The sequence below is a fragment of the Pseudomonas sp. DSP3-2-3 genome (genome assembly GCF_049898225.1).
In the GTDB taxonomy this organism is placed as follows: Bacteria; Pseudomonadota; Gammaproteobacteria; order Pseudomonadales; family Pseudomonadaceae; genus Aquipseudomonas.
Window position 1 is genome coordinate 48473 of the sequence record NZ_JAFCXH010000025.1, and the last position, 12311, is coordinate 60783.

Consider the following 12311-nt stretch of genomic DNA (forward strand, 5'->3'; position numbering starts at 1 on the left):
TCCTGACGCATGACAGCGCACAGAGTGCAGCGCTGTCGGGAGGAAGTCCATCCCGTTGGAGCGAGGCTTGCCCGCGAATCGATCACCTCGGTGTGCCAGACTAACCGCGTATCGTTGCCTCACTCCAACAGCTTTTGACTTCAGCGCACCACAATCCCGCGCTTGGCCATGTAGGCCTTGGCTTCGGGGACGGTGTATTCGCCGAAGTGGAAGATGCTCGCTGCCAGCACTGCACTGGCGTGACCTTCGATGATGCCGTCAGCCAGGTGTTGCAGATTGCCGACGCCACCGGAGGCAATCACCGGAATGCCCAGCGCATCGCTGATCGCCCGGGTCACGCCGAGGTCGAAGCCGTTTTTCATGCCGTCCTGATCCATGCTGGTCAGGAGGATTTCACCGGCGCCCAGCTCTTCCATCTTCATCGCCCATTGCACGGCGTCCAGGCCGGTCGGCTTGCGACCACCGTGAGTGAAGATTTCCCAGCGCGGGGTTTCCCCGGGCAGCGAAACCTTCTTGGCGTCGATGGCGACCACGATGCACTGCGAACCGAAATGCTGGGCCGCTTCGGCGACGAATTCCGGGTTGAACACCGCTGCGGTATTGATCGAAACCTTGTCGGCCCCGGCATTGAGCAGGTTGCGGATATCCTGCACGGTACGCACGCCGCCGCCCACGGTCAGCGGGATGAACACCTGGCTCGCCATGCGCTCCACGGTATGCAGCGTGGTATCGCGGCCATCGACACTGGCGGTGATGTCGAGAAAGGTAATCTCGTCCGCGCCCCGCTCATCGTAAAGACGCGCGATTTCAACCGGATCGCCCGCATCACGAATGTTTTCGAACTTGACGCCCTTGACCACACGACCGTTGTCGACGTCCAGGCAAGGGATGATGCGTTTGGCCAGGGCCATGGGCTTAATCTCCGATTAAGAGCTACAAGCTGCAAGCCATAAGCTGCAAGCAAGAGCGGATCGCGGTGTGCTTTTACTTGCCGCTCATAGCTTGCCGCTTTCAGCTGGCTGCATAGCCATCGCACAGCGCCTGAGCTTCAGCCACATCCAGCGTGCCTTCGTAGATCGCACGGCCGGTGATGGCGCCGATGATCCCCGGTGCCTTGGCGTCGAGCAAGGCGCGGATGTCGCCCAGGTTATGGATGCCACCGGACGCAATCACCGGAATCCGCGTTGCCGCAGCCAGGGCAGCGGTGAACGGGATATTGCAGCCCTGCATCATGCCGTCTTTGGCGATGTCGGTATAAACGATCGCCGACACGCCGTCAGCTTCGAAACGCTTGGCCAGATCGATCACTTGCACGGTGCTGATTTCAGCCCAGCCGTCGGTAGCGACGAAACCGTCCTTGGCATCCAGGCCGACGATCACTTTACCGGGGAACGCGCGACAGGCTTCAGCGACGAACTCAGGATTCTTGACGGCCTTGGTGCCAATGATGACGTAGCTCACGCCCGCCTTGACGTAATGCTCGATGGTTTCCAGCGAACGAATGCCGCCACCGATCTGGATCGGCAGGTTCGGGTAGCGCTTGGCGATTGCAGTGACCACGTCGCCATTCACTGGCTGACCTTCGAACGCGCCGTTCAGATCGACCAGATGCAGACGACGGCAGCCGCCTTCGACCCACTTGGCGGCCATGGCCACCGGGTCATCGGAGAACACCGTGGAATCTTCCATGCGGCCCTGGCGCAGACGCACGCAGGCACCGTCTTTTAGATCGATAGCGGGAATAATCAGCATGCTTTTTCCTTCGTCAAAAGAGCCCAGAAGCAGCTACGAGCCGCAAGCTGAAAGCTTCAAGTGTACGTATCAGTCTTGCAGCTTGAAGCTTGAAGCTTGAAGCTTGAAGCTTGCCGCTGCGTCTAGTTCTTCTCAAGCGCCCACAAATCGCTTTCGATGCTTTCGAAGCGCTCTTTGAGGTGCTGCTGAACATCGAAAATCGCCCGATTGTAGTAATGCGGGGCGATCTCGTTGGTGAACAACTCAAGCACCTCGGCGACTTCGAACGAACCCAGGTCCAGTTCGAAGCGCTGGGAAAACAGGCGCTTGAGCTTGTCGATAGCCTGCTGCTCGTGTTCGGCACTGAGGGTCAGGATCGGCGGCTTGCCTTTAGCTTTAGCCATGGCGATTACCAGCGACCGTCCCACGCGGCGAAGTTCTGCAACAGTTGCAGGCCATGGGTATGGCTCTTCTCCGGGTGGAATTGCACGGCAAAGCGCGAACCTTCAGCCAGCGCGGCAGCGAAATCGACGCCATAGTGACCGCGACCAACCACCTGGCGCTGATTGGCGGCATCGATGTAGAAACTGTGCACGAAGTAGAAGCGCGCCAGATCCGGGATGTCGTGCCACAGCGGATGATCCACAGCCTGCGCCACTTCGTTCCAGCCCATGTGCGGCACTTTCAGATGCTCGCCGTCCTCATGCAGATCCTTGCCGAAGAACTTCACCTGGCCGGGAAACATGCCAATGCAGTCCACGCCGCCGTTTTCTTCGCTGCTGTCGAGCAAGGCCTGCATACCGACGCAGATGCCGAGAAACGGGCGATCCTGGCTGACTTCACGCACCAGCGAATCAAAACCCAGGCGGCGGATTTCAGCCATACAGTCGCGAATCGCGCCGACGCCGGGAAACACCACGCGGTCGGCTTCGCGAATCACATTGGCGTCGCTGGTGATGTGAACCCGGCCCGCGCCAACGTGCTCAAGCGCCTTGGCGACCGAGTGCAGGTTGCCCATGCCGTAATCAATAACCGCGACCGTCTGCATCAGAGCACACCCTTGGTCGAAGGCATCTGCCCGGCCATGCGCTCGTCCAGCTCAACAGCCATGCGCAACGCGCGGCCGAAAGCCTTGAACACGGTTTCGATCTGGTGGTGAGTGTTGGTGCCACGCAGGTTGTCGATGTGCAGAGAGACATTGGCGTGGTTGACGAAGCCCTGGAAGAATTCCTGGAACAAATCCACGTCGAAACCGCCGACCACAGCGCGGGTAAACGGCACATGCATCTGCAAGCCAGGGCGGCCGGAGAAGTCGATGACCACACGCGACAGCGCTTCATCGAGCGGCACATAAGCGTGGCCGTAACGACGGATGCCTTTTTTGTCGCCGATGGCTTTGCTGAAGGCCTGACCCAAAGTGATACCGACGTCTTCCACGGTGTGGTGGTCGTCGATCTCAAGGTCACCTTTGCAGTTGATATCCAGGTCGATCAGCCCGTGCCGGGCGATCTGGTCGAGCATGTGCTCAAGAAAAGGCACACCGATATCAAATCGGGCCTTTCCGGTGCCATCCAGGTTGATCGAGGCATTGATCTGGGTTTCCAGAGTATTGCGCTCGACGTACGCCTTACGTTCGGCCATCACCAGCTCCGCAAAATCATTGGGCGAAAAAGGCGATCATTATAGGCCTAGAAGGCGGCTGGCATGAAGCAAACAGAAGAAGGGAAAGGAAGAAGACGACGAATTACTACAGATGAAAGGTGTCGTGGGACCGGCTTCAGCCGGGAAGCTTGCACCTCTGACGCAACAGATGCCGCGAATACCCCGGCCTCTTCCCGGCTAAAGCCGGTCCCACGGGATATCCGCGGGACCGTACAAACGGTACTCAGTGAAACAACACCGCCGTCTTCTGCAAGGTGACCCACACACCCCACGCCAGCGGAATGCCCACTGCCAGCCAGGCAGCGATAGCCAGCGGCTTGGTGGATGGATTGGCTTTCCACTCAAGCACAGTGGTGTGATCCGCGCCCTTGTCGTGGCCGATTGCTTGTTCTGCAGCCAGTTCGGCATCGGTCATGAAGTACTTGTCGGCAACCGGACGTACCAGCAGGTTGCAGATAAAGCCCAATACCAACAGACCGGCCAGGATGTACAAGGTAATGTCATAGGCATCGGCACGAGCAACGCCGTGGCTCAGCTGATATTCACGCAGATAGTTGACCAACACCGGACCCAACACGCCCGCCGCTGCCCATGCCGTCAGCAGACGACCATGGATCGCGCCGACCATCTGCGTACCGAACAGGTCGGCCAGATACGCCGGAACCGTTGCGAAGCCGCCGCCGTACATCGACAGAATGATGCAGAACGCACCGACGAACAGCGCAATGTTGCCCAGATGGCCCATGCCCGGAATCAACGCATACAGCGCAAAACCCAGCGCGAAGAACACGAAGTAAGTGTTCTTACGACCCAGGTAGTCCGAGAAGGATGCCCAGAAGAAGCGTCCGCCAATGTTGAACAGACTCAACAAACCGGTGAAACCCGCAGCGATAGCAGCAATCTGCTTCAGCTGATCGCCATCGAGTTGGCTGAAGGTCAGGCTATTGCCCAGCAGTTTGCCGGCGAACACTTCCTGCAACAGCGGCGAAGCCATGCCGAGAATGCCGATACCTGCCGAAACGTTCAGGCACAGCACCAGCCAGACCAGACGGAACTGCGGGGTTTTCCAGGCCACATTCACGTGCACGTGACGGTGGGTGATCATCGCGTTGCTGGCTTTCTTGACCGGAGCGGTCCAGCCTTCAGGTTTCCAGCCGGTTGGCGGAACACGATAAGACAACGCGCCACCGATCATGAAGATGAAGTAAATCACCGCCATCACCACGAAGCTCTGCCAGACGCCGACACTGCCAGCCGAAGCGAAATGCCCCATCAAGGCTGCTGCCAACGGTGCGCCGACCATCGCGCCGCCGCCGAAACCCATGATCGCCATGCCGGTAGCCATACCGCGCTTGTCCGGGAACCACTTGATCAGGGTCGAGACCGGCGAAATGTAACCAAGACCCAGACCAATGCCGCCGATCACGCCCGAGCCTATCCACATCAGCCATATCTGGTGCGTGTACACACCAAGCGCTGATATCAACAGGCCTCCGCACCAGCACAATGCCGAAACAACGCCAGCCTTGCGTGGACCTGCGTGCTCCAGCCAGCCCCCCCAAATGGCCGCCGAGCAACCCAGAAAGATGAAGAACAAGGTGTAGATCCAGCCGAGCATCGAGATCGGCCAGTCACAGGCAGACGAGAAAATCTGCGCGAAGAAGCTCATGTCGGGTGCGCAAGCGACAGGCGCGGTGATGCCAACGGCCTTCGACAGCGGCAACCAGAACACGGAGAAACCATACGCCATGCCGATGCACAGATGGATTGCCAGTGCTGCGGGTGGAACCAGCCAACGGTTGAAACCGGGCTTGGCGATGATGCGCTCTTTGGACAAGAACGCAGGCTGCACGGCAGGGCCGTCCAACACAGTGCTTGAACTCATTTTTATATTCCCCAATTGTGTATAACTCGCAAGGCCTTGGTTGCTGCACACGGAGTCCATTCGCATGCGCAACAGCTTTCTTATCGGCGCCATTTCCGGTTACGTGACAAATCGACGCACCTATTGCACCAAAAGCGAGAGATTAGCATTTGCTGCAGCACTAGCGGCAACCTGCCATCAGTTTTTTGACGCCAATTTGCGCGTTGCCGGTCTGGCACTATCCAGACGCCTTCGCATCGCAAAAGGAAACATCATGCCAATCGTTGTCGAGTCCCTGCAGTCGGCCACTTACCAGGACCAGGGGGATCTCCAGAAGATCTATCGAGACGCCCCGTCCTGGCTTTTCGCACCTTTTAGCGATGCGTCGCAGCTCATTGAATCGGCGCTCGATCACCACACGCTCATTGCCGCGCGTTTCAATGACCGCTTGCTGGGCGCAGCGCGCCTGCAAAGGCACGGGCAAGTGTGGGAACTGTCCCACTTGTGCGTGCGCGCCCTCACCCGCCGGCGCGGGGTCGCTGAACGCCTGGTGATACATGCGCAGAAATCGGCCGAAGATGCCGGTTGCACGCTACGCTTGCTGGCAACCGCCGAGGCTCTCGAAGTCCAGACTCTGGCGGCCAAACTCCACGTAGAGTTGCAGATTTCCCCAGTGCCTGAGCCTGGGACAAGCTGTGCGTGAGGCATCCAAGGCCCGGTACCTGCGTGAGGACGTTATACTCGCGGGCATATTTTGAACGTCGATTACAAGGACTCGCCCATGAAAGCGTTCGGCAAAATCCTGGGACTGTTTGTTCTCGGGCTGTTGCTGATCATCGTGGCTCTCGGTTTCGCCCTGAGTCATCTGTTTGATCCCAACGACTATAAAGACGAGATTCGCCAACTGGCACGCGACAAGGCAAACGTGGAACTCACGCTCAACGGCGACATCGGCTGGAGCCTGTTCCCATGGCTGGGCCTGGAGCTGCATGAAGCCAGCGTCGCCACCCTGACCAACCCCACCAAACCTTTCGCCGACCTGCAAATGCTCGGTCTGTCCGTGCGCGTGCTGCCGCTGTTGCGCCGCCAGGTACAGATGAGCGACGTGCGTGTCGAAGGCTTGAACCTCAGCCTCAATCGTGACGAAAACGGTCATGGCAACTGGGAGGATATCGGCAAACCCGCACCTGCCGAACCCGGCGTCACGCCACAGCCGACCGACAACAGCCCTGCCGTTGCAACCCGGCCCGACAAGGCTTCACAGCCGATCCGCCTGGATATCGACAGCCTGACCGTCAACAACGCACGGGTCGAATACACCGATGCGCGCAAAGGCCAGTCCTTCAGCGCCGAAAGTATCCAGCTGAGCACCGGTGCCATCCACGAAGGCGCCGAGATTCCGATCAAATTGACTGCATTCCTCGCCACCAACCAGCCAGTGATTCGCGCCAAGACCGAACTGGTTGGCGAGCTGCGCCTGGACCGGGCGCTCAAGCGTTATCAGTTTGAAGACATGCGCTTGTCCGGCGAAGCCTCAGGCGAACCGCTACAAGGCAAAACAGTGACCTTCGCGGCCCAAGGGCAGTTATTGGTCGATCTGGCAGCGAACGTCGCCGAATGGACCAGCCTCAAGCTGTCCGCCAACCAATTGCGCGCCCTGGGTGAACTGCACGTTCGCGAGCTGGATAAAACCCCGCAACTCAGCGGCGGCCTGTCGATTGCCCAGTTCGACCTGCGCACCTTCCTCGACAGCGTTGGCCAGACGCTGCCGGCCATGGCTGAAGGCAGCCTGAGCAAGGTCGAAATGGTCACCCGCCTGACTGGCACGCCAACCAGCGTGGCGCTGGAAGACTTGAACCTGAAGGTCGATAACAGCGCCTTCACCGGGCGCATCGCCGTGGATGACTTCGCCAGACAGGCGCTGCGCCTGCAACTCAAGGGCGACACTTTCAACGCCGACCGCTATCGCCCGGCCGAAAGCGAAGAAACCAAAGGGGCAAAAGCCGCGCGCAAAACCGAAGTTCAGAGTGGCGAGGCGGCAGCCATCGCCGGCGCTGGTACGACGCCGCTGCCGGAGCAACCGACCAAAGCGGCCTGGAGCACCAGCAAACTGCTGCCGCTGGAGCGCATGCGCAAACTGGATGTGGATGCCGACCTGAGCTTCGGCATGCTGACGCTGGACAAGCTGCCGATTCAGAATGCAGCCCTCAAAACCCAGGCCCTCAACGGCGTGGTCAACCTCGAAAGCCTGCGCGGCGATCTGTACAACGGCAATTTCGAAGTCAAAGGCAACCTCGACGTACGCCCGGACGTGCCGCTGGTGAGCGTTCAGACTCGCGTCGCCAAAGTGCCCATCGAAAGCGTTCTGCAAAGCCAGGGCCAAACCCCGCCCGTCAGAGGTCTGCTCACCCTCAACAGTGACCTGAACGGCAAGGGCAACAGCGAAAAAGCCTTGATCGACAGCCTCAACGGCACCGCCAGCTTCGTGCTCAACAATGGCGTGTTGGTCAACGCCAACCTTGAACAACAGCTGTGCCAGGGTATTTCCCTGCTCAACCGCAAAACCCTCAGCGGCGAACCGCGCGGCAAGGACACGCCTTTCCAGCAGCTCAACGGCAATCTGGTGTTCCGTAACGGTGTGGCCAGCAACCCTGACCTCAAGGTGCGGATTCCCGGCCTGACCGTGAACGGCGATGGCGACGTGGACCTGCGCGTGCTGGGCATGAACTATCGCGTGGGCATCGTCATCGAAGGCGACAAGACCGAGATGCCTGATCCGGCGTGCGAAGTGAATCCGCGCTATGTCGGCATCGAATGGCCAGTGCGCTGCCGTGGCCCGCTGGAACTGGGCGCCAAGGCGTGCCGTCTGGACAAGGAAGGCCTTGGCCAGGTCGCCGCGAAACTGGCGGGCGACAAACTGGGTGACAAGATCGAAGAGAAACTCGGCGACAAAGTCAGCCCGGAACTCAAGGACGCGTTGCGCGGGTTGTTCAAGCGCTAGGCCATGCCATAAACATGGCTGGACTAATTGTGGCACCGGCTTCAGCCGGGAAGGCTCTATGCCAGACGCAGACCTTGCATCGGATGTAGCGGCCGCTTCCCGGCTAAAGCCGGTCCCACAAGTACCCATGCAACACTGTGGGATAAATCCCGCTCCACCCTCTCCAACCCGGACCAAGCAATGCAACCCGAGCAATTTTCCACCGCTGTACTGGACTGGTACGACCGCTACGGTCGCCACGACTTGCCTTGGCAGCAAGGCATCACGCCATATCGGGTGTGGGTTTCGGAAATCATGTTGCAGCAAACCCAGGTCAGCACCGTGCTCAACTACTTCGACCGCTTCATGGAGGCGCTGCCCACCGTGCAGGCCCTGGCCGAAGCGCCGGAAGACGAAGTGCTGCACCTGTGGACCGGCCTGGGTTACTACACCCGCGCGCGCAATCTGCAAAAGACCGCAAAAATCGTCGTCGCCGAGCACGGCGGCGAGTTCCCCCGTGATGTGGAACAACTCATCCTGTTGCCCGGCATCGGCCTGTCCACGGCGGGCGCCATCGCCAGCCTGAGCATGGGCCTGCGGGCGCCGATCCTCGACGGCAACGTCAAACGCGTTCTGGCGCGCTACACGGCGCAAGAGGGTTACCCCGGCGAGCCGAAGGTCGCCAAACAGCTCTGGGCCACTGCCGAGCGTTTCACGCCCCACACGCGGGTCAATAACTACACTCAGGCGATGATGGATCTGGGCGCAACGTTGTGTACCCGCAGCAAACCTACTTGCCTGCTGTGTCCGCTGGAAAGTGGCTGCGAAGCGCATCTGCTGGGCCTGGAAGCCCGCTACCCAATCCCCAAACCGCGCAAGGACGTCCCGCAGAAGCGCACGCTGATGCCGATGCTCGCCAACCGCGATGGCGCGATTCTGCTCTATCGCCGACCTTCCACGGGTTTGTGGGGCGGATTGTGGAGCCTTCCCGAACTGGATGATTTCGCCGATCTGCAACACCTGGCCCTGCAACACTCGCTGGAGCTGGGCAAACACCAAGAACTGCCGGGGCTGATCCACACCTTCAGCCACTTTCGCCTGAGCATCGAACCCTGGCTGGTCCAGGTCGAGGAGTCCGCTCACCACGTGGCCGAGGCCGACTGGCTCTGGTATAACCTCGCCACCCCGCCGCGCCTGGGCCTTGCCGCCCCGGTGAAGAAGCTGCTGAAACACGCAGCCGACGTATTGAATGCAGGAGAGTCGTCATGACCCGCACCGTAATGTGCCGCAAATACAAAGAAGAACTGCCCGGCCTGGAACGCGCCCCTTACCCAGGCGCCAAGGGCGAAGACATTTTCAACCACGTCTCGCAGAAAGCCTGGGCCGACTGGCAGAAACACCAGACCCTGCTGATTAACGAACGTCGCCTGAACATGATGAACGCCGAAGACCGTAAATTCCTGCAAACCGAGATGGACAAGTACCTTTCGGGCGAGGAATACGCCAAGGCCGACGGCTACGTTCCCCCCGAAAAATAAAGCGTTTGCAGCAGTGCGGGTCGTAAGCGACGGTAATAATTCAAATTTTTTTAAAAAACACGTTGACGACCCCCTGAAAAAAACGTCTAATGCGCCCCGTTGCCCAGATAGCTCAGTCGGTAGAGCAGGGGATTGAAAATCCCCGTGTCGGCGGTTCGATTCCGTCTCTGGGCACCACTAATTAGATTCAGGTGGTGCTACACAATCATCTGAAACCCAAAAAACCCGCCTTATGCGGGTTTTTTGTTGCCTGCGATTTCCCCCTTCCCTTCATCAGTTGCGTGCAGGCTACGCCTGGCGTGTACGCGCCCCAGGCCAGGAGCTAACGCGGCAGACTCGGGAAATGCATCCGTAGGCGACGGCTCATGATGTACATTGAAGTCTGATCCAAAAACCAGAACAACATCATCCAGGGTGACATCGTGAACGCCATCCAGAAGCTGCGAACTTTTGACCTGATCCGCGAAGCAGTGCTGCCGGAGTTCCGCGAGCGTGTGGCTGAGTATTTGTGTCTCTACGAGGAAGTTTTGCACAACGACAATGCCAGCTCTGAAGACCTGAGCACATCGGCGAATCAGCTCCGGGGATATCTGCGCGGCCTCAATACCACAAGGGTAATAGGCATGGCTGATTGGGAGGAGCTGGACCGCCGCATCGCCGAGTCCTGGTTATGATCGAAGCGGCAATGCTGGCAAGGAGTTACCGGAAATTTCCCGGTATCTGGATCTGATATCCAGATGTCTGGCGACTTCTTTATCCCAGCGCAATAGCTTAAGCCCGCTGATTCCCATCGCGGGCTTTTCCTGGCCTGCAATTCGTCAGCCTGCGCTCCTGGCTCATGCCCATGCCCTACGCTTTCCTCTCTATACGGAGGAAACACCATGTCACTACCCGATGACCCCACCCCTATCCTGCTCGCGCGCTTTAATCAGAACATCAACGCCATCGCCCTGGCCGTGAGTGAGGTTCGTATGTGGATCGAGCGCCAAGGTGACCAAGCGACATCCGACAGCATCCGTAGCTATCTGGCGGTCCTGGAGAGCAATTCCGACACAATCGTCGCTGGCATGGCGGAGCTTATTCAGCGCTGGAAACCTGAAGAGCCCAAAGACCCCGAAGATTGATCGGGCGTGGAGCTGCATTACAGCCATACGCAAACCCGGTAGGAGATCCCCCGTCGTCCAGACGCCGCGCTGTCGCGCAGCAAACAGTCCAGTGGGACCGGATTCATCCGGGAAGAGGTCGGTACATCCACTGCATTTTCCTCGTCAGGAATGCCGCTTTCCCGGATAAATCCGGTCCCACGGATCCTCGTCAGGCCAGATGGATATGTGTTGTTTGATGAGAGGGGACTTGTCCCCGAAATGGCCAGCCAACCTCAATCCACCTGCCCTACCTTCAGGGCCTGAGCCGACGCCTTCCCGGACAAGTCCGGTCCTACCGAAGTCCGCTCGTCCACTGAAATGCCTGTCAAGCCCGCACCTCTTCCTGCACCCGCCCCTCCTCCCGCTCAAATCGGTTCGCCCTGGCAAACGTGCCGAAGTCGTTGAAGCGCACGCCCATTTCAGCCATGACTTTGTGCGCCACTTTGCTGGTCATCTGGCGGATGTAGAACGGCTCCTTGACCACGAAATGGTGGATGCCATGGGTGCTGCCGAAGTTGAAGCAGAACGCTTGCATCGGCCACATCCACCACGGGTTCATGACCTGGGTCTGCTGCAGCACGTTGCCGGGCTCGACGTCGCCGTAGTAGTGCATGTTCGAGCTGACGAAGTGCAGGCAGAACGTGCGCAACACGTTGGGACCGACCAGCACCACGACCGCGATGTCGATCACGTGCATGACCGCCATCGTGTTGGCCGACCAGACAATGGGTGAGCCGAGCAAGCTGGCGACGCCGTTGGCTGCGTGAAAGCCGAGAAACACGTACCAGCAGCCCCAGTTGAGCAAGGCCAGCGGGAAATAGACTTTGAGTGTGCGTTTGAGAATGCTCAGTTTGTGCGCAGGAGTTTTCGCCCGCAGCATGCGGATCAGCGCGGACATCACGTTGTCGCCGACCATCAGCAGCCGCGCCAGGCCCCACGGCTCGCCATTGGTGATGGCGCGCTCTTCCAGGTCGGCCTCGGTGCCGGAAACCTTGTGGTGGTTGAGGTGCAGATGACGACGGATCCACGGATTGATGGTACTGGGTCGCGCCAGCCAGACCAGCGCCAGCATCAGGTTGTGCGGGAAGCGCTGCTTGCGGAAATACATGCTGTGGATCAGGTCGTGTTCCAGCTCGTGGGTCAGGGACGCGAAAAACCCGTTGAGCAGCAGGCAAACCCACCACGCCACATAGCCACCGATGTACAAGGCCGCGCTGGCGATCATGCCAGTCAGCGCAAACAGCAAGATGCCGACGCCAATCGCGTCCTGATGACGGAGAATCGGATAGCGCGTGCGTAGTTCTGCACCGCGCTCCATCACCACGGCGCGAATATGTGCCGATCGCTGCTGCGCATTCAGTCTGGCGGGACTTGCAGAGGTGTCGTACATG

Annotated in this window: 13 protein-coding genes and 1 tRNA gene; 7 read left to right on the plus strand and 7 right to left on the minus strand. The window is 59.3% G+C overall.

The features are described 5' to 3' along the window. Nucleotides 1-140: 140 nt before the first annotated feature. The 6 genes from hisF to ACP7E4_RS23500 all read right to left on the minus strand — a co-directional run bounded on the left by hisF (nucleotide 141) and on the right by ACP7E4_RS23500 (nucleotide 5278). Entirely contained in the window at nucleotides 141-911 is a 771-nt protein-coding gene (hisF, locus tag ACP7E4_RS23475; protein WP_426117918.1) for an imidazole glycerol phosphate synthase subunit HisF, read from the minus strand. Nucleotides 912-1011: 100 nt separating this feature from the next. Then, nucleotides 1012-1752 (minus strand): 1-(5-phosphoribosyl)-5-[(5-phosphoribosylamino)methylideneamino]imidazole-4-carboxamide isomerase, encoded by a 741-nt coding sequence (gene hisA, locus ACP7E4_RS23480; RefSeq protein ID WP_426117919.1) that lies wholly within the window; start codon nucleotides 1750-1752, stop codon nucleotides 1012-1014. A gap of 122 nt (nucleotides 1753-1874) precedes the next feature. After that, nucleotides 1875-2135, minus strand: a complete 261-nt coding sequence (locus ACP7E4_RS23485) for a DUF2164 domain-containing protein (protein ID WP_065835342.1) — start codon at nucleotides 2133-2135, stop codon at nucleotides 1875-1877. Nucleotides 2136-2140: 5 nt separating this feature from the next. After that, on the minus strand, nucleotides 2141-2779 hold the full coding sequence (gene hisH / locus ACP7E4_RS23490; protein ID WP_047576549.1) for an imidazole glycerol phosphate synthase subunit HisH: 639 nt from the start codon (nucleotides 2777-2779) through the stop codon (nucleotides 2141-2143). After that, entirely contained in the window at nucleotides 2779-3372 is a 594-nt protein-coding gene (hisB, locus tag ACP7E4_RS23495; RefSeq protein WP_020291744.1) for an imidazoleglycerol-phosphate dehydratase HisB, read from the minus strand. The genes hisH and hisB overlap by 1 nt, the downstream gene beginning before the upstream one ends. A gap of 244 nt (nucleotides 3373-3616) precedes the next feature. Beyond that, nucleotides 3617-5278 (minus strand): OFA family MFS transporter, encoded by a 1662-nt coding sequence (locus ACP7E4_RS23500; RefSeq protein ID WP_426117920.1) that lies wholly within the window; start codon nucleotides 5276-5278, stop codon nucleotides 3617-3619. 253 nt (nucleotides 5279-5531) lie between these two features. On the opposite strand from ACP7E4_RS23500, the gene panM reads away from it, so the two are divergent. The 7 genes from panM to ACP7E4_RS23535 all read left to right on the plus strand — a co-directional run bounded on the left by panM (nucleotide 5532) and on the right by ACP7E4_RS23535 (nucleotide 10899). Then, nucleotides 5532-5960, plus strand: a complete 429-nt coding sequence (gene panM, locus ACP7E4_RS23505; RefSeq protein WP_426117959.1) for an aspartate 1-decarboxylase autocleavage activator PanM — start codon at nucleotides 5532-5534, stop codon at nucleotides 5958-5960. 78 nt (nucleotides 5961-6038) lie between these two features. Next, nucleotides 6039-8258: an AsmA family protein gene (locus ACP7E4_RS23510; RefSeq protein WP_426117921.1), complete on the plus strand. Its 2220-nt coding sequence runs from the start codon at nucleotides 6039-6041 to the stop codon at nucleotides 8256-8258. Nucleotides 8259-8438: 180 nt separating this feature from the next. Continuing rightward, the gene (gene mutY, locus ACP7E4_RS23515; protein WP_426117922.1) at nucleotides 8439-9506 is read left to right on the plus strand and encodes an A/G-specific adenine glycosylase; all 1068 of its coding nucleotides are present in this window, start codon (nucleotides 8439-8441) and stop codon (nucleotides 9504-9506) included. Next, the gene (locus tag ACP7E4_RS23520; RefSeq protein ID WP_122852577.1) at nucleotides 9503-9775 is read left to right on the plus strand and encodes an oxidative damage protection protein; all 273 of its coding nucleotides are present in this window, start codon (nucleotides 9503-9505) and stop codon (nucleotides 9773-9775) included. Before mutY ends, ACP7E4_RS23520 begins: the two co-directional genes overlap by 4 nt. Before the next feature lie 101 nt (nucleotides 9776-9876). Next, a tRNA-Phe gene (locus tag ACP7E4_RS23525) sits at nucleotides 9877-9952 on the plus strand. 245 nt (nucleotides 9953-10197) lie between these two features. Further along, entirely contained in the window at nucleotides 10198-10449 is a 252-nt protein-coding gene (locus tag ACP7E4_RS23530; RefSeq protein ID WP_426117923.1) for a hypothetical protein, read from the plus strand. Nucleotides 10450-10656: 207 nt separating this feature from the next. Then, nucleotides 10657-10899, plus strand: coding sequence for a hypothetical protein (locus ACP7E4_RS23535; RefSeq protein WP_426117924.1), 243 nt, complete (start codon nucleotides 10657-10659; stop codon nucleotides 10897-10899). Between the two features lie 346 nt (nucleotides 10900-11245). Here ACP7E4_RS23535 and ACP7E4_RS23540 read toward each other — a convergent pair whose 3' ends face one another. Beyond that, nucleotides 11246-12310, minus strand: coding sequence for a fatty acid desaturase (locus ACP7E4_RS23540; RefSeq protein ID WP_426117925.1), 1065 nt, complete (start codon nucleotides 12308-12310; stop codon nucleotides 11246-11248). Nucleotide 12311: the final 1 nt, after the last annotated feature.

Bases quoted from the DNA above. Each gene is read 5' to 3' on its own strand.
- hisA (WP_426117919.1), bottom strand. From the start codon at position 1,752: ATGCTGATTATTCCCGCTATCGATCTAAAAGACGGTGCCTGCGTGCGT.
- hisB (WP_020291744.1), bottom strand. From the start codon at position 3,372: ATGGCCGAACGTAAGGCGTACGTCGAGCGCAATACTCTGGAAACCCAG.
- ACP7E4_RS23535 (WP_426117924.1), top strand. From the start codon at position 10,657: ATGTCACTACCCGATGACCCCACCCCTATCCTGCTCGCGCGCTTTAAT.
- ACP7E4_RS23485 (WP_065835342.1), bottom strand. From the start codon at position 2,135: ATGGCTAAAGCTAAAGGCAAGCCGCCGATCCTGACCCTCAGTGCCGAA.
- hisF (WP_426117918.1), bottom strand. From the start codon at position 911: ATGGCCCTGGCCAAACGCATCATCCCTTGCCTGGACGTCGACAACGGT.
- hisH (WP_047576549.1), bottom strand. From the start codon at position 2,779: ATGCAGACGGTCGCGGTTATTGATTACGGCATGGGCAACCTGCACTCG.
- ACP7E4_RS23500 (WP_426117920.1), bottom strand. From the start codon at position 5,278: ATGAGTTCAAGCACTGTGTTGGACGGCCCTGCCGTGCAGCCTGCGTTC.
- panM (WP_426117959.1), top strand. From the start codon at position 5,532: ATGCCAATCGTTGTCGAGTCCCTGCAGTCGGCCACTTACCAGGACCAG.
- ACP7E4_RS23520 (WP_122852577.1), top strand. From the start codon at position 9,503: ATGACCCGCACCGTAATGTGCCGCAAATACAAAGAAGAACTGCCCGGC.
- ACP7E4_RS23510 (WP_426117921.1), top strand. From the start codon at position 6,039: ATGAAAGCGTTCGGCAAAATCCTGGGACTGTTTGTTCTCGGGCTGTTG.
- ACP7E4_RS23540 (WP_426117925.1), bottom strand. From the start codon at position 12,310: ATGTACGACACCTCTGCAAGTCCCGCCAGACTGAATGCGCAGCAGCGA.
- mutY (WP_426117922.1), top strand. From the start codon at position 8,439: ATGCAACCCGAGCAATTTTCCACCGCTGTACTGGACTGGTACGACCGC.